We start from the raw sequence: 19,788 nt of genomic DNA on the forward strand, positions 1-19,788 counted from the left end.
TTATCTGCAGCTTTCCTACGCGGGCAGAACGTCCCTTTCCTCTTTTTTCCCGCGCGTCACGAACTTACGCAGCGTCACGTAAAACACCGGCGTCAGGAACAGACCAAACAGCGTCACGCCCAGCATCCCGGAGAACACCGTGATCCCGGTGACGCCGCGCACTTCTGCGCCTGCCCCGTGGCCGAGGATCAGCGGAATAGTCCCGGCAATAAAGGCGATGGAGGTCATCACAATCGGACGTAAACGCAGGCGGCAGGCCTCCAGCGCGGCTTCCATAATGCCTTTGCCCTGAATTTCCAGCTCGCGGGCAAACTCCACGATAAGAATCGCGTTTTTACACGCCAGCCCCATCAGTACCACCAGCCCCACCTGCACGAAGACGTTGTTATCGCCCCCGGTCAGCCAGACGCCAAACAGTGCGGACAGCATGGTCATCGGCACGATGAGGATCACCGCCAGCGGCAGCGTCCAGCTTTCATACAGTGCCGCCAGGACCAGGAACGCCAGCAGCACCGCGACCGGGAAGACGATCAGCGCCGTGTTGCCCTGGGTGGCCTGCTGGAAGCTCAGATCCGTCCATTCAATGTTCATCCCGTTAGGCAGGATCTGCTTAGACATCGCGTCCAGCTGCGTCATCGCCTGTGCGGACGAAAGCACGCGCGGATCGGCATCGCCAATCAGGTCCGCCGCCGGGTAGCCGTTGTAACGGATCACCGGATCCGGCCCGTAGGTGGTCGTGATTTTCACCATACTGCCAATCGGCACCATTTCGCCCTGGCTGTTGCGGGTGCGCAGATTCGCAATATCTTCCACGCTGTCGCGGAACGGCCCGTCGGCCTGCGCCATCACGCGCCAGGTACGTCCGAACTGGTTGAAGTCATTGACGTACGACGAGCCCAGATAGGTTTGCAGCGTCCCGAAAAGATCGGTCAGCGACACGCCCTGCGCTTTCGCCTTATCGCGGTCGACCTGCACGTCCAGCTGCGGCACGTTAGCCTGGTAGGTTGAGATCGGGAAGTGCATTCCCGGCGTCTGCATAATCGCACCGGACATGGTGTTCACCGCGTTTTGCAGCGCGCCATACCCCAGACCGCCGCGATCCTGAATATACAGAGAATAGCCCGACCCCTGCCCCAGCCCTAAAATCGGCGGCGGCAGAATGGAGAAGCCAAAGCCTTCCTGAATTTGCGCGATTTTCGCGTTGATCTCAGCGTTTATTTCCGCCGCAGTATGCTTACGCTGGTCGAACGGTTTCAGGCCGAAGAAGACCGTCCCGGTGTTCGGCGTGTTGGTGAACTGCAGCGCATTCAGCCCCGGGAACGCCACCGCGTAGTCCACGCCTTCGGTATTCATCCCGATTTCGCTCATTTTGCGGATCACCGCGTCGGTGCGCGCCAGCGACGAACCTTCCGGCATTTTCACGCCGCCAATCAGGTACAGCTTGTCCTGCGTCGGAATAAACCCGCCGGGCACCGCTTTAAACATGACGCCTGCGGCACAGAGCAGCAGCAGATACACCACAAATACCGAGCCGCGTCTTCCCAGCGTTTTGCCCACCAGCCCCTGATAGCCGTTCGAGCTGCGGTGGAAAAAGCGGTTAAACGGACGGAAAATCCAGCCGAACAGACGATCGATAAGCCGGGTCGGGAAATCTTTCGGCGCGCCGTGGGGTTTTAACAGCAGTGCCGCCAGCGCCGGAGAGAGCGTCAGCGAGTTAATGGCGGAGATGACCGTGGAAATCGCGATCGTCACCGCAAACTGCTTGTAGAACTGCCCGGTCACGCCTGAGAGGAACGCCATTGGCACAAACACCGCGCACAGCACCAGCGCAATCGCGATAATCGGCCCGGACACTTCGCGCATCGCCTGATGCGCCGCCGCAAGCGGCGCAAGCCCCTCTTCTATGTTTCGCTCGACGTTTTCCACCACCACGATGGCGTCGTCCACCACGATACCGATGGCCAGCACCAGCCCGAACAAACTCAGGGTATTGAGCGAGAAGCCGAGCAGGTAGAGAATGCTGAAGGTACCCACCACCGAAACCGGCACCGCGATCAGCGGAATGATCGACGCGCGCCAGGTTTGCAGGAACAGGATCACCACCAGCACGACCAGCACCACCGCTTCCAACAGCGTTTGCACGACCGCACGGATGGAGTCGCGCACGAAAACGGTCGGATCGTAAGGTGCCGCCCACTTCATGTCCGCCGGGAAGCGCGTGGACAGTTCGTCCATTTTCGCGCGCACCGCGTTAGACAAATCAATGGCGTTCGCCCCCGGCGACTGGAAGATACCAATCCCGACCGCGTCTTTATTGTTCAGCTGGGAACGCAGCGCATAGCTGCCGGACCCCATTTCGATACGCGCCACGTCGCGCAGGCGGACGACCGTACCGTCCTGCGTTGTTTTCAGGACAATATTGCCAAACTCTTCTTCGGTATGCAGGCGGCCCTGAGCGTTAATGGAGATCAGGAAATCGCTCTCATTCGGCAGCGGCTCGGCGCCAAGCTGCCCGGCGGAGACCTGTACGTTTTGCTCCTGCATTGCCGTGACCACGTCCGAAGCGGTCAGCCCGCGGGCCGCCACCTTGTTGGGATCCAGCCAGACGCGCATCGCATATTCACCCGAGCCGAAAATCTGGATCTGCCCGACGCCGGGCAGACGCGCCAGCTCGTCCTTCACCTTCAGCGTGGCGTAGTTACGCATATACAGGGAATCGTACTTACCGTTGGGCGAAAACAGATGCACCACCAGCGTCAGCGTCGGGGACTGTTTCTGGGTAGTAATGCCCAGGCGCCGCACGTCTTCCGGCAGACGCGCTTCGGCCTGCGCGACGCGGTTTTGCACCTGCACCTGTGCCTGGTCCGGATCGGTACCCGGACGGAAGGTGACTGTGGTGACCAGCACGCCGTCGGAGCCCGCAACGGACTTCATGTACATCATGTTCTCAACGCCGTTGATCGCCTCTTCCAGCGGCGTCGCCACCGTCTCGGCAATCACTTTCGGGTTGGCGCCCGGGTACTCCGCGCGCACCTGCACGCTTGGCGGCACGACGTCAGGATATTCGCTCACCGGCAGCAGCGGGATGGCGATTAACCCTGTGATAAAAATCAGAATCGACAGCACCGCGGCAAAAATCGGCCTGTCGATGAAAAAGCGGGAAAAGTCCATGGGTAGGATTCTCAGGTCAAGGGATCAGTTGAGGGCGCTGGTGGCGGTCATGGCAACGGTTTTGGCGTTAACCGGCATACCCGGCATAAACACTTTTTGTAAACCCTCGACGATGACTTTATCGCCAGGATTCAGCCCCTGCCGCACGATGCGTAAACCATCTGCCAGACGACCCGGCGTAATGTCGCGGCGCTGCGCTTTCCCCTCTTTATCCACGATATAGACGTACTTACGATCCTGATCGGTCAGCACCGCCTTGTCGTCGATAAGCGTGGCTTTAAACTCGGCGCTGCCCGGCAGGCGTACGCGGGCAAAAAGTCCCGGCGTGAACTGACGCTGCGCGTTATCCAGCAGCGCGCGCATGCGGATGGTACCGGTACTCGGCGTGAGCTGGTTATCAAGGAAGTCCACTTTGCCCTGATGGGGATAGCCCTCCTCGCCCGTCAGGCCAATCTCAACCGGAAGCGCCGTGTGGTTGCTGGACGCCCCCTGCCCGCTGCGGGCCAGGTTTTGATAGTGAAGGTAGGTTGACTCGTCCACGTCAAAGTAGACGTAAACCGTCTTCTGCGAGACCAGCGTGGTGAGAACGCTGGCTGTGTCGCCCGCTGTCACCAGGTTGCCGCTGGTGATCAGCGCCCGGCTGGCGCGACCGTCGATAGGCGCGGTGACTTTGGTGAAGTCAAGGTTGAGCTGCGCAGCGTCCACTGCCGCCTGCGCGGCACGAATATCGGCCTGGGCCTGAGTGGCGGCCGAACGACGCTGCTCCCACTCTTCACGGGAGACAACGTTGGTATTGACCAGCTTATCGGTACGGTTAGCTTCACTTTGCGCGAGGCTCGCCTGCGTTTTGGCTCTCGCCAGGTTCGCCTGCGCCTGTTCCAGCGCGGCGCGATAGGTTCGGTCATCAATCGTGAACAGCACCTCGCCCTTCTTCACTTCCTGACCGTCGGTGTAATTCACTTTATCAATGTAGCCGGAAACGCGCGGGCGCAACTGAACGCTCTCCACCGCTTCAATCCGGCCGTTAAAGCTATCCCACTGGCTAATGGATTTCACCACCACGTCAGCAGCGCTGACGGCGGGCGCAGGCGGCGCGGCGTTTTGCGCGACGCTGTTGTCGCATCCGACGAGCAGCACGGAGAGCAACATTGCTCCCAGCGCGCTCAGATGAGAATTACCCCAGGTTTTTTGCAGGCTCATTATTTTTATTCCGATAATTGTCGCCGCCGGGCAAGACGCAGCAGGAGGCACCGCGCCACTTCCTTTGTCCGGGGGCTGTCTTAAGGCCATTTGTGTCGTTCATCGCCACAAAACTGTAACAGTTGCGAATACACTATTCGCGGCGATTGTAGGAAGGCGCTTAACTAAGTGCAAGAATAATTGTTGCACTTTATGTGCTATTTGAGCGGATGTGAAAAGACCCGTTTCGCTCAGGGATTTAAATGCAACAATAAAACTTGCAATTAATACAAAAACGCGCCACCTTTAAATGCAACAGACAAAGATACTTTTCCATCCGCTGCGTGGGGGTAACCAGATGAACACTGGCGCATTTATGCATGATTTACTCGACTGGATCGACAACAACCTGGACAGCCGTCTGGACATTGAGTCCGTCGCCAGGCGTTCCGGCTACTCGAAATGGCACCTCCAGCGCCTGTTCAAAGAACATACGGGCTATCCCCTCGCCGGGTATATTCGCGCGCAAAAGCTGCAAAAATCGGTTGAGCGGTTAACCCACAGCGACGAGCCGATTCTGAACGTGGCGATCGCGCTGGGCTTTGACTCCCAGCAGTCCTTCAACCGCAGCTTTAAGCGTCAGTATGGTCAGGCGCCTGGGGCATGGCGGCGCAGTATAGGTGGCCCCGAAATGCAGCAGCTTCGCCAGTAATGCATATTTTGCTGCAACATCGATCTGTTGCTGATATACTGTACATAAACACAGTATAGCGAGGTGCACGATGGCTGTTGAAACAAAATTTGTTGTCGTAAGAAAAGGTGAAGAGAAAATGACATTTGCCAGTAAGAAAGAGGCTGACGCTCACGACAAACTGCTCGATATGGCAGACGCGTTCACCGACTGGCTGTTGCAAAGCGGAATGCAAATGGATGAAACGCAGGCTGAAAATCTTGGCCTGTATCTCGCCGAGCAGAAAGAGACCGTGCAGCATATTCTGCGTACCAGCAAGCTTCCCGATCTCACTGCCCCAGCTGCAGCGGATAAAACTGAATCCGACGCGGCTGATATGAAGAAAATCAGGGCTGTGAAAGCGGCCTGATTTATTCTGCCTGAAAGAGAAAAGCCTCCCAACGGAGGCTTTTAGAGTGATAGTTGACGGGCTATTTCAGCCTTTCTCTCAGTTCGGTATAGACTTCATTCAATTTGGTGATATTGGCTTCATCCATCGAGAGCACTGAGAAGTCCACAAACCAGTTACCATTACCGTGCTTCCTTATGATAAATAGTTTTTTGCCGTTCATAAATTGATACTCAACTTCGTAGCTTTTATGAGTCCACGAGAGATTATCCGGAATATTGAATTTCGTCGTCTGTGTTGGTTTTGTCGGATCCCATTTTAAAAAGTTAGTATACATAGTTATCCAACGTTCGAGGCTGGCCTTGGTGACGTAACCAAAATGACCAGACAAATCCCCACCGTAGTAAACGGTCATTACTGCGTATTCACCTTTATCGTCGAGGCGGAGAATTCCATCAAAACCATCTTTATACTGAGGTTCATTAACCAGCATCACTTCAACACCAGTTTTATATTGTGTCCAGGTATAATAGAACGCCGGCTTCCCTGGTGTTGAACACCCCGCCGTAAGCATTACGAATATAAACCCTAAGATTCTAATCATCATTATCCCTAATTAAATAAAACCAATTTCATTTATAGCAACTAAAAAATGCAATTAACTACTAGATGCTACACTTTATTTGACCATAATATCTGTTGAGCAAATTTCTCATTAACTAAACGGCTATTCCGCAAAAAACTTTAGAGAAATTTTCCAGTTTAAATTAAATCCTTCGATAAATACTGCCATCATTGCTGGTCTATTGTTAGGCAACTGAACAATTATCGCCGTGATATCTGCGGAATGTGTTAGCTATGTTTGCGTCCCACTCATTGCAAACGTAACGTTACTTAGCGCCTCCACGTCAATCCCACAGCCACCAACCATAAAACATGGTAGCTATACAAACACGCCAGACTGTTACGTTAATACCTGTTTAGCCAATAAAAAGGAGATGCGCATGACCCCACACCCGCTACGCCAGATCATTGAATCCTGCGATCGCGCCATCACCACCAAAAACTATGACGCGCTGATGGAGTACTACGCCGACGACGCGGCTCTGGTGGTTAAGCCCGGCATGACGGTTAAAGGCAAAGAGAACATTCGCAGCGCGTTTATTGCCATTTCTGATTATTTTCAGGACCAATTGATTGTGGAACAAGGGGAGATGCATGTGATCGAAGGCGGTGGCAATGCCCTCGTTATCATGGAAACCGTTCTCCGTTTTCCTGATGGTCAGGGTGGAATAACGGAAATGTCGCGCCGCGCTACCTATGTTTTTCGGCTGGAAAGCGACGGACGCTGGCTTTGTACCATCGACAACTCCTACGGTACGTCGCTTCTGGATACCGGGAACTAAGCGCGTTAATCACGGCTTCAAAGGGGCGCTGCCGCCCCTCCACTTTCATAAGGTTACTTTGCGTTTTGCGAGGCGCCTTCCAGAAACCTTCGCCGGGCCCAGACAGAGCACGCCCCACCAAATTTTGCCCCAACCTCCTCCGTGCAACTGGTGTATTGTTCCTAAACAACTCATTCCTCTAAGGGACACCTGCGCAATGATCACCATCCTCGGCAAAACCACCTCCATCAACGTGCGTAAAGTACTCTGGACCTGCGAAGAAGCAGGCATCGAGTATCAACAGGAAGATTACGGCAGCGGTTTTGCCTCAACGGAAACGGATGCCTTTCGCGCCCTGAACCCTAACGCCATGGTGCCGGTGCTGATTGATGGCGATTTCGTGCTGTGGGAGTCCAATTCCATCTGCCGTTATCTGGCGCGCAAGGCCGAACGTCACGATCTGCTGCCCGCAGAACCGCAGGCCTGCGCCAACGTTGAGCGCTGGATGGACTGGCAGGCCACTGAATTTAACAACGCCTGGCGCTATGTCTTCCCGGCGCTGGGGCGTAAAAACCCGGACTTTAACGACCCTGAGCGCATTGCGGCGGGAATAAAAGAGTGGAACCACTGCATCACCATTCTGGAAAACCAGCTGCAGCGCACCGGCGCATTTGCGGCGGGCGAGACGTTTACCCTAGCGGACGTGGTGCTTGGGCTGTCGGTGAATCGCTGGAAAATGACGCCGTTTGATAAACCTGACGTGCCGGCGATTGAGGCCTGGTTTGAACGTCTTAACCAGCGACCGGCGTTTTTGCGCCACGGCAATAACGGCATGATATAAAGTATTTATGCCCCATGTTGAGCAAGGATATTTTATTTAATTACTAAACCCTTAAACGCGTCAGAGGGAATAATAATTAAGCCATATCCTGGACAGCCCGTTGCACCGCTTTGCTAGCCTGACTATTCAGGCAAAGCTCAACCCGGAGGTATTCTTGCTGATTAGACTCAAGAAAGAACGAACGCATAAGGAGGATCGCCGGCTTGCTCTCTGGCTGGCGACCTCGGCAGGTTTGCTGAATGCCATCGCTCTCGGGGCATTTGGTTTTTTCCCCTCACACATGACCGGCAACACCTCACAGTTATCCAGCGAAGTCTCTTCCACCGACCTCAGCGATATTATTTTCTTCGGCTCGATTATTCTCTCCTTTGTCGCAGGCGCCATTCTTGCCCGCACGATAGTGATATGGGGCATTATCCATAACGTCAGGTTGGTTTTTTGTCAGATCCTTTTTGTAGAGGGGATATTACTGACCGGCGTTTCCTTCTACGAAATGTATTTTCATGCGCTCACCAGCAACCGCGAGATTATTCTTTTTCTCTGTTTTCTGATGGGTATTCATAACTCCACCTCCACGCAGCTTTCCGGCGGGCGGGTGAGATCGACGCACATTACCGGCACGCTGACGGACGCGGGAATTTCCCTCGCCTCCGTAATGGTGGCGATGCTGCGCAGGGATTACTCCAAAGATACGGCGGCACAAAAAAGTCAGCTGAAAACCCACTTAACCACCCTGTTTTCGTTTATTACGGGCGGTATCGCGGGGCTGCTGCTGTTCAGGTGGATTGGGTTTAACGCTATGCTGGCGCTCGGGTTGATGCTCGCCGTGGTCGCTATCGTTTCCATTATCACCGTCTCGACGCGGGTTCGACGGGTTCGTGCCTCTCTGTGAAGATAATGTTCGATATTCGATCGTAATAGCCCTTTAGATGTGACACCGTCACATCTAAAAATTCGCTTTAGGACTATTCTGCCTGACCCTCAATCAGCCCTTATGCCATAAGGCCTAACACAAGGTTGTCACTATTTTCATAGGGTTACTGATTTTACCCCTTCGCTGGAACCCTTCCCAAACGCTTGCTATAGGTGAAATACCCCTGCCGAAACATGGCATAACAACAGGCAACCGGTGGTTGCTATAACGCATGCGCACAGGGAGACACACCGCAATGCACTCATTACTCAAACGTTCGCTGCTGTTTGTCGGCGCCATTATCGTGGTTCTCGCCCTCCTCGTCTGGGGCATTGGGCTGGAAACGATCAGGGCGCGCCAGGTTGACCTGGTCTATCTCGGGCAACAGCACATGATTCTGGTTTTCTCATCGATGTTTTTTGCCCTGCTGGTGGGTATTCCAGCCGGTATTCTGCTGAGCCGCCCGGCCGCGCGGGGTATCGCCGAATATGTGATGCAAATCTTCAACGTCGGCAATACGCTGCCGCCGCTGGCCGTTCTGGCGCTGGCGATGGTGGTGATTGGCATTGGCGATACGCCCGCCATCATCGCCCTGTTCCTCGCCTCGCTGCTGCCGATCGTGCGCAATACCTACGCCGGGCTGTGCTCGGTCCCGCCGTCGCTGCTGGAAGCGGCAAACGGCATCGGGATGACCAAATGGCAGCGTCTGCGTCAGGTTGAGCTGCCTGCCGCCTGGCCGGTCATGCTCTCGGGGATCCGCATCGCCACCGCCATTAACGTCGGTACCGCACCGCTGGCGTTCCTGATTGGCGCCAGCAGCTACGGCGAGCTGATTTTCCCCGGCATTTACCTGAACGATTTCCCGACCCTGATCCTCGGCGCGGCGGCCACCGCCCTATTCGCCCTGATCCTCGATACCCTGCTGGCGGCGCTGGGTCGCGTGATGAGTCCCCATCTCGCTCGATAACAATAACAAGGAGCTTTTATGAGACTGATATCCGGCCTGACGGCGATGTGTGCCGCGGCGCTGTTCACCAGCCAGGCGATGGCGGCCCCGCTGATTCTGGCGACCAAGAGTTTTACCGAGCAGCACATTCTCTCGGCGATGACCGTGCAGTACCTGCAGAAGAAAGGATTTCAGGTTCAGCCGCAAACCAATATCGCCACGGTGATTTCCCGTAACGCGATGATCAACAAGCAGATTGATATGACCTGGGAGTACACCGGCACGTCGCTGATCATCTTTAACCACATCAACAAGCGCATGTCGCCAGAGGAGTCGTACGAGACGGTGAAACGCCTGGACGCGAAGCACGGTCTGGTCTGGCTCAAGCCCGCCGATATGAACAACACCTATGCTTTTGCCATGCAGCGCAAGCGCGCCGAGGCGGAACATATCAACACCATGTCGGAGATGGTGGCGAAAATTGAGCAGATCCGTAAAACCAACCCGGACAAAAACTGGCTGCTGGGCCTGGACCTGGAATTTGCCGGGCGCAGCGACGGCATGAAGCCGCTTCAGGCGGCCTACAAGATGGATCTGGACCGCCCGCAAATCCGTCAGATGGACCCCGGTCTGGTCTATAACGCGGTACGCGACGGCTTCGTTGACGCCGGCCTGATTTACACCACCGACGGGCGCGTAAAAGGCTTCGACCTCAAGGTGCTGGAAGACGATAAAGGCTTCTTCCCGAGCTACGCGGTGACGCCGGTGGTGCGTAAGGACACGCTGGAGGCCAATCCCGGTCTGGAAGAGGCGCTCAACACCCTCTCGGCCCAGCTCAACAACGACGTTATCACCGAGCTGAACAAGAAGGTGGATATCGACCATCAGTCACCGCAGCAGGTCGCCCGCGATTTCCTGCGTAGCAAACAGCTGCTGTAGGAGGCGCTATGGAGACGATTCACTACATTCTGGACAACTGGGATTACCTCTTAACCCTCACCCTTCAGCACCTGTGGCTGGTGGCGCTGGCCGTAGGTTTAGCCATCATCATCGGCGTACCGCTGGGCATTCTGATTGTCCGCCACAGGTGGCTGGCAACGCCGGTGCTGGGGATGGCCACCATTGTGCTGACCATTCCGTCCATTGCGCTGTTTGGCCTGATGATCCCGCTGTTTTCGCTGATCGGTCAGGGGATTGGCGCCCTGCCCGCGATCACGGCGGTGTTTCTCTACTCGCTGCTGCCGATTGTGCGTAACACCCATACGGCGCTCGACAGCCTGCCGCCGGGCCTGCGCGAAGCCGGACGCGGCATCGGCATGACCTTCTGGCAGCGTCTGCGCTGGGTCGAGATCCCGATGGCGCTGCCGGTGATTTTCGGCGGGATCCGCACCGCCGTGGTGATGAATATCGGCGTGATGGCGATTGCCGCGGTGATTGGCGCGGGCGGCCTGGGCCTGCTGCTGCTCAACGGCATCGGCGGAAGCGATATTCGCATGTTGATTGCGGGCGCGCTGATGATTTGTCTTTTAGCAATTGTGCTTGACTGGCTGCTGCACCGTCTGCAGGTGGTTCTGACTCCAAAGGGGATTCGATAATGATAAAACTGGAAAACCTCACCAAACAATTTTCACAGAAGCACGGCCAGACCTTTAAGGCCGTCGACAACGTCAACCTGACCGTGCCCGAAGGGGAAATGTGCGTCCTGCTCGGCCCGTCCGGCTGCGGGAAGACCACCACCCTGAAGATGATTAACCGCCTCATTACCCCAAGCAGCGGGACGATCCTGATCAACGGCGAGGACACCAGCGGGATGGACACCGTCACCCTGCGCCGCAACATCGGTTACGTGATCCAGCAGATTGGCCTGTTCCCGAACATGACCATCGAAGAGAACATCACCGTCGTGCCGCGCATGCTGGGCTGGGATAAAGCGCGCTGCAAAACCCGCGCCGAAGAGCTGATGGATATGGTGGCGATGGATCCGCATAAGTTCCTCAACCGCTACCCGCGCGAGATGTCCGGCGGCCAGCAGCAGCGTATCGGCGTGATCCGCGCCCTTGCGGCAGATCCTCCGGTACTGCTGATGGATGAACCCTTCGGCGCGGTGGATCCGATCAACCGCGAGGTGATCCAGAACCAGTTCCTGGAGATGCAGCGCAAGCTGAAAAAAACCGTCATGCTGGTCAGCCACGATATCGACGAAGCCCTGAAGCTCGGCGACCGTATTGCGGTATTCCGTCAGGGGAAAATCGTGCAGTGCGCCAGCCCGGATGAGCTGCTGGCGAAACCAGCGAACGAGTTTGTCGGCTCGTTTGTCGGTCAGGACCGCACCCTGAAGCGTCTGCTGCTGGTATCGGCGGGCGACGTCACCGACCAGCAGCCGACCATCACGGTGCGGGGCTCTACTCCCCTCCCTGAAGCCTTTGCGACCATGGATGATAACGATATTCGCGCGATTACGGTGGTTGACGAGCACGGCAAGCCGCTGGGCTTTGTGAAGCGTCGCGAAGCGCGTAACGCCAGCGGTACCTGCGCCGACATCCTGCATACGTTCCGCATGACCGGCAAGGCGGAAGACAACCTGCGCGTGGTGCTTTCACGTCTGTATGAGAGCAACACCAGCTGGATGCCGATCGTGGATGAGGACGGGCGCTACAACGGCGAGATTTCGCAGGACTATATTGCCGAGTACCTGAGTTCCGGGCGCACGCGCCGGGCGCTGAATATTCACAGCGACAGCTAACCTCTCTGGCCGGGCATCGCCCGGCCTTTTTCGCACGCAGACCTTTTGCTAACCCCGCGATTTCCCGCCACAATATCGTATCGTCCCCGTTAAAACGCGACCCATGCAACGTCTTCATACCTACCCTGACATCCGCGCGATGTTTCGTCGACTGCTGATTGCCACCGTCACCGGCGTGCTGGCCGCGCTGGCCGTGGCGGTGTTTCGACACAGCATGTACCTGATGGAGTGGCTGCTTCTCAGCAACGATAGCGGCAGCCTGGTGAATGCCGCCGCGTCGCTCTCGCCCTGGCGGCGCGCGCTAACGCCCGCGCTGGGCGGGCTGGCTGCCGGGCTGCTGCTCTGGGGATGGCAGCGTCTGACCGCGCAGCGGCCTCATGCCCCTACCGATTACATGGAGGCGCTGGAGACCGGAGACGGCCAGTTTGACTACGGCGCCAGCCTTGTGAAATCCTTTGCCTCGCTGCTGGTCGTTGCCAGCGGAAGCGCCATCGGGCGTGAAGGGGCGATGATCCTGCTTGCCGCCCTCGCCGCCTGCCTTTTCGCCCGGCGCTTTACGCCCAAATCCGAATGGAAATTATGGATTGCCTGCGGTGCCGCTGCCGGGATGGCCAGCGCCTATCACGCCCCCCTTGCCGGAAGCCTGTTCATCGCGGAAATTCTGTTTGGCACGCTGATGCTGGCCTCGCTCGGCCCCGTGGTGATTGCGGCGGTGGTGGCGCTGCTTACGACGCAGCTCCTGGCTCCGGGCGCGGGTACGCTCTACGCGGTCCATCTGAGCGGCATCCTTACCGCGGCCGATTATGCTCTTCTCGTCGCGATGGGGCTGGTGGCGGGCCTCTGCGGACCGCTGCTGATGTGGCTGATGGACGTCAGCCACGGGCTTTTCCTGCGCCTCAAGCTTTCGCCACCGTGGCAGCTGGCGCTGGGCGGTGCGATCGTCGGGCTGCTTTCTCTCCTCACGCCGAAGGTGTGGGGGAATGGCTACAGCGTGGTTCAGGCTTTTCTGCTCGCCCCGCCGCTGCTGTCGGTGATTGCCGGGGTGTTCATCTGTAAGCTGCTGGCGGTGCTGGCGAGCAGCGGATCGGGTGCGCCGGGAGGGGTTTTTACGCCTACGCTGTTTGTCGGTATGGCGACGGGAATGCTGTTCGCGCAGCTTTTCGCACTGTGGCTGCCGGGTTCTGAAACGGCAATTTTGCTGGGGCTGGCGGGGATGGCTACGCTACTTGCCGCGACCACGCATGCGCCCATTATGTCGGCGCTGATGGTCTGTGAAATGACCGGGCAGTATTTTTTACTGCCCGGCCTGCTGGTCGCCTGCGTGGTGGCGTCCGTATTGTCGCGGACGTTACGCCACGACTCGATCTACGGCCAGCACGCCACCGAGGGCAGAGAGATCGATGTACTGCGCTAGCTCGCGCTGCTCGGCGCGTGGCAGATAAGGCAGTTCACCCACCAGCGGTCCGGGGAGTTTGGTGCTCAGCACGTCGATAATCTCCGCGTAGTGCGCCAGGCCCGGGTTGATGCGGTTTGCCACCCAGCCAACCAGCGGCAGGCCGTCATTGGCAATCGCCTGCGCCGTCAGCAGCGCGTGGTTGATGCACCCTTCCTGGATACCCACCACCATTACCACCGGAAGCTGCTCCTGCACGACCCATTCAGACAGCGGGCGCAGGTCATTCATCAGGCTGCGCCAGCCGCCCGTTCCTTCAACCACCACGTGGTCCACCTGTTCGCTCAGGTTCGCAAGGCCGTCGGACAACAGGGGATAATTAATCAGGCCGCTGTGCGCTACGCTGCTCTCCTCTTCGCTTAAGGCAATGGGATTGACCGCGTGATAAGGCAGTTCCAGCGACGAGACGCTTTGCAGCACCAGGGCGTCTTTATTACGCAATCCCTCTGGCGTCTCTTTACTGCCTTTTGCGACCGGTTTGTACCCTGCCACGCGTTTACCGCTTGCTGCCAGCGCCTGCAGCAATGCGCGGGATACGACGGTCTTGCCGACAGAGGTATCTGTACCAGTAACAAAGAAACGCTTAAGCATGACTCACTCCACCTCTTGGGTATGCTTCGAAAATATAAACCAGGTAAATAATTCAGTGGAGGAAGTCTACGGGATGCATGCGCTACCCGGCTTGAGATAGCGCAATTTTTCTTACATCTGCGGAAAAGAGTTAACCCTGCAACAGGCGGATTAGCAGCGAGCCGTTATACATGGCATCTTTGACCAGCGCCGCGCCGGCCATGGTTCCCTGGTTGGAAAACTGGGTACTTTCTACCGCGATATTTTTGCTGTACGCGGGAAGTGACTGCTGCTGAATACAGGCCGTAATCGCCGGAAAAAGGATCTCCGCCGCCTGGCTCAGCGGCGAGCCAATGAGGATTTTTTGCGGGTTGAAGAGGTTCACCATAATGGCCAGAATGCGGCCAACGTTATTCCCCACCCCGGTAATAATGTCCTTCGCCAGCAGATCGCCCTGGCGCGCGGCGGCGCAGAGGGAATCCACCGTTAGGGGTTGTCCGTGCAGCGAGGAGCTCATGGACTGGCTAAGCCGAACCTGCGCCAGCTCCAGCACGCTTTCCACGCTGGCAATGGTCTCCAGACAGCCGTGGTTTCCGCAGTAGCAGCGCTTACCGTACGGGTCGACCTGGGTATGACCGATTTCCACCAGACTGCTGCTTCCGGCGTGGAGAAGACGACCGTCGGTAATCACGCCCGCCCCGACGTTATGGTCGATAACCACCTGAATCACGTCCCGCGCACCGCGCGACGCGCCAAACAGCGCTTCCGCCATCGTCCAGGCGCTGATGTCATGCTGAATATAGACCGGTACGCCGGTATGGTTTTTCAGCACCTCGCCCAGCGGCATCTCTTTGACATCCTCGTAAAACGGCATGCGGTGGACGATGCCATTTTCGGTATCAATAATGCCCGGCATGGTGATGGCAATCGCCGTTAAGCGTTCCAGCCGCTGCTGATGGCGGATAAAGAAGCGATCGATATGCGAGACAATCGCGTCGAGGAGCGGTTCCTCCGCATTGAGCGGCAGTTCAAGCCGGTCCTCTACCACCAGCTTGCTGCTGAGGTCGCGCAGCGCAAGGAAGATCTCGCCCCGGCTGATGCGCAGCGACAGGTAGTGCCACGCTTCCGTCTCCACCACCAGCCCGACTGCCGGACGGCCGCGGCTGCCCGGCTCCTGAATTTCCGTCTCCTGAACCAGGTGCGCTTCCAGCATCTCGCGGACAATCTTGGTGATACTGGCAGGTGCCAGTTGTGCCAGGCGCGAAAGATCGATACGCGAAACCGGACCAAGCTGATCAATCAGGCGATACACTGCGCCAGCGTTGGTCTGCTTAATCTGATCGATATGCCCTGGCTGACTATCAGCAACCACCTCGTACTCCCTTATTTTCGAGCTTCGAAATAAACTGTTGGCTATGGTGAAGCACTTGTATGGCTGCCGTCAAATATTTACTTAGCCATGTGATTTACCGCACATTTTTGCCCTATTTTCACTGAAAATGTCGCCCGGCAGAGGCGCTCATTAGCTGCTGTTTGAAGCGCTGCGCGGCGTTGCTCTGCTCGCGGTGTTTTGACCACACCAGCCACATTTCGGAAACGGCATCCTCTTCGGCGATGGTCACCCAGCGCATTTCGCGCAGTTGTACCCGCTTAAAGGAGGCCGGAAGAATAGACACGCCCAGCCCGGCCGCGACCAGGCCAATAATGGTCATCGCTTCCCCTACCTCCTGAGTTATGACCGGGGCAAGATCGTAGCGGCGCATCAGCCCCAGGATATCGTCATACAGGCCCGTCCCGACCTGCGGGTCAAAAAAGACAAACGGCTCTTTTGCCAGCTCTGCCAGCGAAACCGCCGGACGCGACGCCAGCGGATGATCGTGCGGGATCATAGCCATCAGCGGTTCGCGCAGGATAACCTCCCACGCCAGCGTGTCCGGCAGTTGGGTGTTACGCATCAGGCCCAAATCCAGCGAACCTTCATTCAGCGGCGCAATCTGCTCGCGGGTGTTGATTTCGCGCGTCTGAATGTGAACATCCGGAAAGTGACGACGGAATGACGACAGGGTTTCCGAGACGGCGCTGATAAACGGCGCGGACGAAGTAAACCCGATTCGCAGCTCTCCGGCTTCGCCGAGATAGAGCCGTTCTGCCCGGGCGGCGGCGTCATCGACCATGCTCAGAATTTGTCGGCTGTCGATGAGAAATTGCTTGCCCGCCGCCGTCAGGCTCACGCTGCGGTTGGTGCGGGCCAGAAGGCGCGCCCCGACCTGCTGCTCCAGGATCTGAATCTGCTGGCTTAACGGTGGCTGAGAGATGTTTAGCCGTGCCGCCGCGCGGCCAAAATGCAGCTCTTCGGCGACGGCGACAAAGTAGCGAAGATGGCGCAGCTCGATATTCATATTTTTAAAGTATCATTTGAGATTATTAATATATTAGACAGAATATTTACATTTTCCTACCCTGAACAGGTGGTCATACCCGTCACCAGAAATCACGGGGATGTTTAAGCAAGGAAACTGTGTGAGCCGTACAACGACTATTGATATCGATCCGGCAAGAGATATCAATGATTTACCCGCAGCACCGCAGCCGGTCCAGTTCATTAAACGTGGTACCCCCCAATTTATGCGCGTCACGCTGGCGCTCTTTTCCGCCGGTCTGGCGACCTTCGCCCTGCTCTATTGCGTTCAGCCGATCCTGCCCGTTCTCTCTCATGAGTTTGGCGTATCGCCTGCCAGCAGCAGCGTGTCACTCTCTATTTCTACCGGCATGCTGGCGATTGGCCTGCTCTTTACCGGACCGCTGTCCGACGCCATTGGCCGTAAGCCGGTGATGGTGACCGCGCTGATGCTGGCCTCGGTCTGTACGTTACTCTCGACCATGATGACCAGCTGGCACGGTATTCTGGTGATGCGCGCGCTGATTGGGCTCTCGCTCAGCGGCGTGGCGGCGGTCGGAATGACCTACCTCAGCGAGGAGATCCACCCGAGCTTTGTTGCTTTCTCCATGGGGCTTTACATCAGCGGGAACTCTATTGGCGGAATGAGCGGCCGCCTGCTGAGCGGGGTCTTTACGGATTTCTTTAACTGGCGTATTGCGCTGGCGGTCATCGGGTGTTTTGCGCTGGCATCCGCCCTGATGTTCTGGAAAATTCTGCCGGAATCGCGTCATTTCCGCCCGACATCGCTGCGCCCGAAAACGCTGTTTATCAACTTCCGCCTGCACTGGCGCGACAAAGGGCTTCCGCGCCTGTTTCTGATCGGCTTTCTGCTGATGGGCGCCTTCGTCACGCTGTTTAACTATATTGGGTATCGCCTGATGCTCTCCCCGTGGCATCTGAATCAGGCCGTTGTCGGCTTGCTTTCTGTGGCCTATCTCACCGGCACCTGGAGTTCGCCGAAAGCCGGGGCGATGACCGCACGCTATGGACGCGGGCCGGTACTGCTGGTATTCACGGGCGTGATGTTACTCGGCCTGCTGCTGACGCTCTTTTCCTCGCTGTGGTTTATCTTTGCCGGCATGCTGCTCTTCTCTGCGGGGTTCTTTGCCGCGCACTCGGTCGCCAGCAGCTGGATTGGCCCGCGCGCGCGTCGCGCCAAAGGACAGGCATCGTCGCTGTATCTGTTTAGCTATTACCTGGGTTCCAGCATCGCCGGGACGCTCGGCGGCGTGTTCTGGCATCACTACGGCTGGAACGGCGTGGGCGGGTTTATCGGGCTGATGCTCTGTGCGGCGCTGCTGGTGGGCACCAGTTTGCATAAACGTCTGCATTAACATTCCAGCGCCTTCGTGTTTAAATCAAGCCGATGCTAATTTTTGTCATCGGCTGATTCAGACACGAGGACTTCATGAAAAACAATAACTACCAACAACTCACCCGCACCTTCCAACGTCTCTCCCGCCTCTCCCATCTCTCCTCCATCGCCAGCTGGGATATGTTCACGATGATGCCGCCGGGCGGCAGCGCCGCGCGCGGTGAAGCACTCGCGGAAATGAGCGTCCTGCAACACCAGATCCTGACCGATAAAAAAGTCGGCGACCTGTTAGCGGCGGCGGCAGTTGAGGCTCTGAATGATGTCGAACAGGCCAACCTGCGCGAAATGACGCGCCACTACCAGCAGGCTACCCTGCTGCCGGAATCGCTGGTGGAAGCGAAATCCCTGGCAGGCAGCAAATGTGAACACGCCTGGCGTACTCAGCGACCCGCCAACGACTGGCAGGGTTTTTCCGCCAACCTGAAAGAGGTGGTCAAACTCAGCCGCGAAGAGGCTCGCCTGCGGGCTGAAGCCAAAGGCTGTACGCCGTACGACGCGCTGCTGGACATTTTTGAACCCGACATGACCAGCGCGCGTCTGGACGTTCTGTTCGGCGATATGAAGTCCTGGCTACCGGATCTGCTGGCAAACGTGGTCGAAAAACAGGCTCAACGGTCGTTTATTCCTCCGCAAGGCCCCTTCCCGACGGCAACACAGCGTGAGCTGGGCCTGGAAGCCATGAAGATGCTTGGCTTCGATTTTAACGGCGGTCGCCTGGACGTGAGCGCGCACCCGTTCTGCGGCGGCGTCCCGGAAGACGTGCGTATCACCACGCGCTATGACGAGGATGAGCTGCTCAGCGCGCTGTTTGGCGTGATCCACGAAACAGGACACGCCCGCTACGAACAAAACCTGCCGCGCGCGTGGTCAGGACAACCGATTGCCCTGGCGCGCTCAACCGCAATCCATGAGTCACAGAGCCTGTTCTTTGAAATGCAGCTGGGGCGCAGTGAAGCCTTCCTCAGGCATCTCCTGCCTGCGGTACACGCCCGCTTTGGCAGCCAGGCGGCGTTTAGCGAAGAGAACTTTATTGCCTGGAACCAGCGCGTCAAACCTGGCTATATCCGCGTCGATGCGGACGAAGTGAGCTACCCTGCACACGTGGTGCTGCGCTATGAAATTGAACGGGCGCTGATTAACGGCGAGATCGAGGTGGACGATATTCCTGCCCTGTGGGATGAGAAAATGCAGGCCTGGCTCGGGTTATCCACCAAAGATAACTACCGCAACGGCTGTATGCAGGACATCCACTGGACCGACGGCGGTTTTGGTTACTTCCCGTCATACACGCTTGGCGCCATGTACGCCGCGCAGCTGTTCCATGCCGCCAGAACCGCACTGCCGGGTCTGCAGGCCTCCATCGCTGAGGGCGATTTTTCCGCACTCTTTGAGTGGCTGCGTCAGAACATCTGGCAGCACGGCAGCCGCTTCAGCACGTCGCAATTAATCACCCAGGCGACGGGTGAAGATCTGAATATCCGTTACTTCCGCGAACATCTGACCTCGCGCTATTTGTAATCTGTTTGGCCAGGGGTGAGGGACCTCAGGTAAAGAAGCCGTATATTCCCCCTCACTCCTCTCCCTCAAGGGAGAGGGCCGTCTGTGCAGGACCCCGGCAATGTACATATGGTTACAAGCCGATACCAATCACTCACGGAAACCTCGAATTTACAGGGATATAGTTCTTTCAACG

At 57.2% G+C, this 19,788-nt stretch carries 18 protein-coding genes; 12 read left to right on the forward strand and 6 right to left on the reverse strand.

All coding sequences use genetic code 11. The features are described 5' to 3' along the window. Positions 1-15: 15 nt before the first annotated feature. Both oqxB and NUX24_RS06290 read right to left on the reverse strand, forming a co-directional pair. On the reverse strand, positions 16-3,171 hold the full coding sequence (gene oqxB, locus NUX24_RS06285; RefSeq protein ID WP_257830270.1) for a multidrug efflux RND transporter permease subunit OqxB: 3,156 nt from the start codon (positions 3,169-3,171) through the stop codon (positions 16-18). Positions 3,172-3,195: 24 nt separating this feature from the next. Continuing rightward, on the reverse strand, positions 3,196-4,371 hold the full coding sequence (locus NUX24_RS06290) for an efflux RND transporter periplasmic adaptor subunit (RefSeq protein WP_126328418.1): 1,176 nt from the start codon (positions 4,369-4,371) through the stop codon (positions 3,196-3,198). A 337-nt stretch (positions 4,372-4,708) separates the two neighbouring features. Here NUX24_RS06290 and NUX24_RS06295 point away from each other — a divergent pair, with 337 nt between their 5' ends. Both NUX24_RS06295 and NUX24_RS06300 read left to right on the forward strand, forming a co-directional pair. Next, positions 4,709-5,062, forward strand: a complete 354-nt coding sequence (locus NUX24_RS06295; RefSeq protein WP_047651343.1) for a helix-turn-helix domain-containing protein — start codon at positions 4,709-4,711, stop codon at positions 5,060-5,062. 70 nt (positions 5,063-5,132) lie between these two features. After that, positions 5,133-5,450, forward strand: a complete 318-nt coding sequence (locus NUX24_RS06300) for a YebG family protein (RefSeq protein WP_047651342.1) — start codon at positions 5,133-5,135, stop codon at positions 5,448-5,450. A 61-nt stretch (positions 5,451-5,511) separates the two neighbouring features. Here NUX24_RS06300 and NUX24_RS06305 read toward each other — a convergent pair whose 3' ends face one another. Continuing rightward, entirely contained in the window at positions 5,512-6,003 is a 492-nt protein-coding gene (locus NUX24_RS06305) for a hypothetical protein (RefSeq protein WP_257830272.1), read from the reverse strand. Between the two features lie 430 nt (positions 6,004-6,433). Between NUX24_RS06305 and NUX24_RS06310 the strand changes: the two genes are divergently transcribed. The 8 genes from NUX24_RS06310 (at position 6,434) to clcB (ending at position 13,671) form a co-directional block, all read left to right on the forward strand. After that, positions 6,434-6,835, forward strand: coding sequence for an SgcJ/EcaC family oxidoreductase (locus NUX24_RS06310; RefSeq protein WP_214575664.1), 402 nt, complete (start codon positions 6,434-6,436; stop codon positions 6,833-6,835). Positions 6,836-7,031: 196 nt separating this feature from the next. Continuing rightward, complete coding sequence (locus NUX24_RS06315) at positions 7,032-7,655, forward strand: glutathione S-transferase family protein (RefSeq protein WP_257830276.1); 624 nt, start codon at positions 7,032-7,034, stop codon at positions 7,653-7,655. Between the two features lie 154 nt (positions 7,656-7,809). Further along, complete coding sequence (locus NUX24_RS06320) at positions 7,810-8,547, forward strand: YoaK family protein (protein WP_149323758.1); 738 nt, start codon at positions 7,810-7,812, stop codon at positions 8,545-8,547. A gap of 277 nt (positions 8,548-8,824) precedes the next feature. Beyond that, the gene (gene osmY, locus NUX24_RS06325) at positions 8,825-9,535 is read left to right on the forward strand and encodes an osmoprotectant ABC transporter permease OsmY (protein ID WP_257830280.1); all 711 of its coding nucleotides are present in this window, start codon (positions 8,825-8,827) and stop codon (positions 9,533-9,535) included. Between the two features lie 18 nt (positions 9,536-9,553). Then, positions 9,554-10,453: an osmoprotectant ABC transporter substrate-binding protein OsmX gene (gene osmX, locus NUX24_RS06330; RefSeq protein ID WP_257830283.1), complete on the forward strand. Its 900-nt coding sequence runs from the start codon at positions 9,554-9,556 to the stop codon at positions 10,451-10,453. 8 nt (positions 10,454-10,461) lie between these two features. Further along, a complete protein-coding gene (gene osmW, locus NUX24_RS06335; RefSeq protein WP_214575661.1) occupies positions 10,462-11,109 on the forward strand; it encodes an osmoprotectant ABC transporter permease OsmW in 648 nt (215 codons plus the stop codon). Then, complete coding sequence (gene osmV, locus NUX24_RS06340; protein WP_047651336.1) at positions 11,109-12,257, forward strand: osmoprotectant ABC transporter ATP-binding protein OsmV; 1,149 nt, start codon at positions 11,109-11,111, stop codon at positions 12,255-12,257. The genes osmW and osmV overlap by 1 nt, the downstream gene beginning before the upstream one ends. 103 nt (positions 12,258-12,360) lie before the next feature. Further along, positions 12,361-13,671, forward strand: a complete 1,311-nt coding sequence (clcB, locus tag NUX24_RS06345; RefSeq protein ID WP_214575660.1) for a voltage-gated ClC-type chloride channel ClcB — start codon at positions 12,361-12,363, stop codon at positions 13,669-13,671. On the opposite strand, the gene bioD is transcribed toward clcB, so the two are convergent. The 3 genes from bioD to NUX24_RS06360 form a co-directional block, all read right to left on the reverse strand. Next, entirely contained in the window at positions 13,606-14,301 is a 696-nt protein-coding gene (gene bioD / locus NUX24_RS06350) for a dethiobiotin synthase (RefSeq protein WP_126328409.1), read from the reverse strand. The two genes, clcB and bioD, sit on opposite strands and share 66 nt — an antisense overlap. 130 nt (positions 14,302-14,431) lie before the next feature. Continuing rightward, positions 14,432-15,652: a sugar metabolism global transcriptional regulator Mlc gene (mlc, locus tag NUX24_RS06355; protein ID WP_214575659.1), complete on the reverse strand. Its 1,221-nt coding sequence runs from the start codon at positions 15,650-15,652 to the stop codon at positions 14,432-14,434. 118 nt (positions 15,653-15,770) lie between these two features. Further along, entirely contained in the window at positions 15,771-16,679 is a 909-nt protein-coding gene (locus NUX24_RS06360) for a LysR family transcriptional regulator (protein WP_214575658.1), read from the reverse strand. 121 nt (positions 16,680-16,800) lie between these two features. Here NUX24_RS06360 and NUX24_RS06365 point away from each other — a divergent pair, with 121 nt between their 5' ends. Beyond that, positions 16,801-18,054, forward strand: coding sequence for an MFS transporter (locus NUX24_RS06365; protein ID WP_257830294.1), 1,254 nt, complete (start codon positions 16,801-16,803; stop codon positions 18,052-18,054). Positions 18,055-18,128: 74 nt separating this feature from the next. Further along, on the forward strand, positions 18,129-19,613 hold the full coding sequence (locus tag NUX24_RS06370) for a carboxypeptidase M32 (protein WP_257830296.1): 1,485 nt from the start codon (positions 18,129-18,131) through the stop codon (positions 19,611-19,613). Positions 19,614-19,788: the final 175 nt, after the last annotated feature.

The organism is Enterobacter sp. HG048, assembly GCF_024702055.1.
Lineage (GTDB): Bacteria > Pseudomonadota > Gammaproteobacteria > Enterobacterales > Enterobacteriaceae > Enterobacter > Enterobacter dykesii.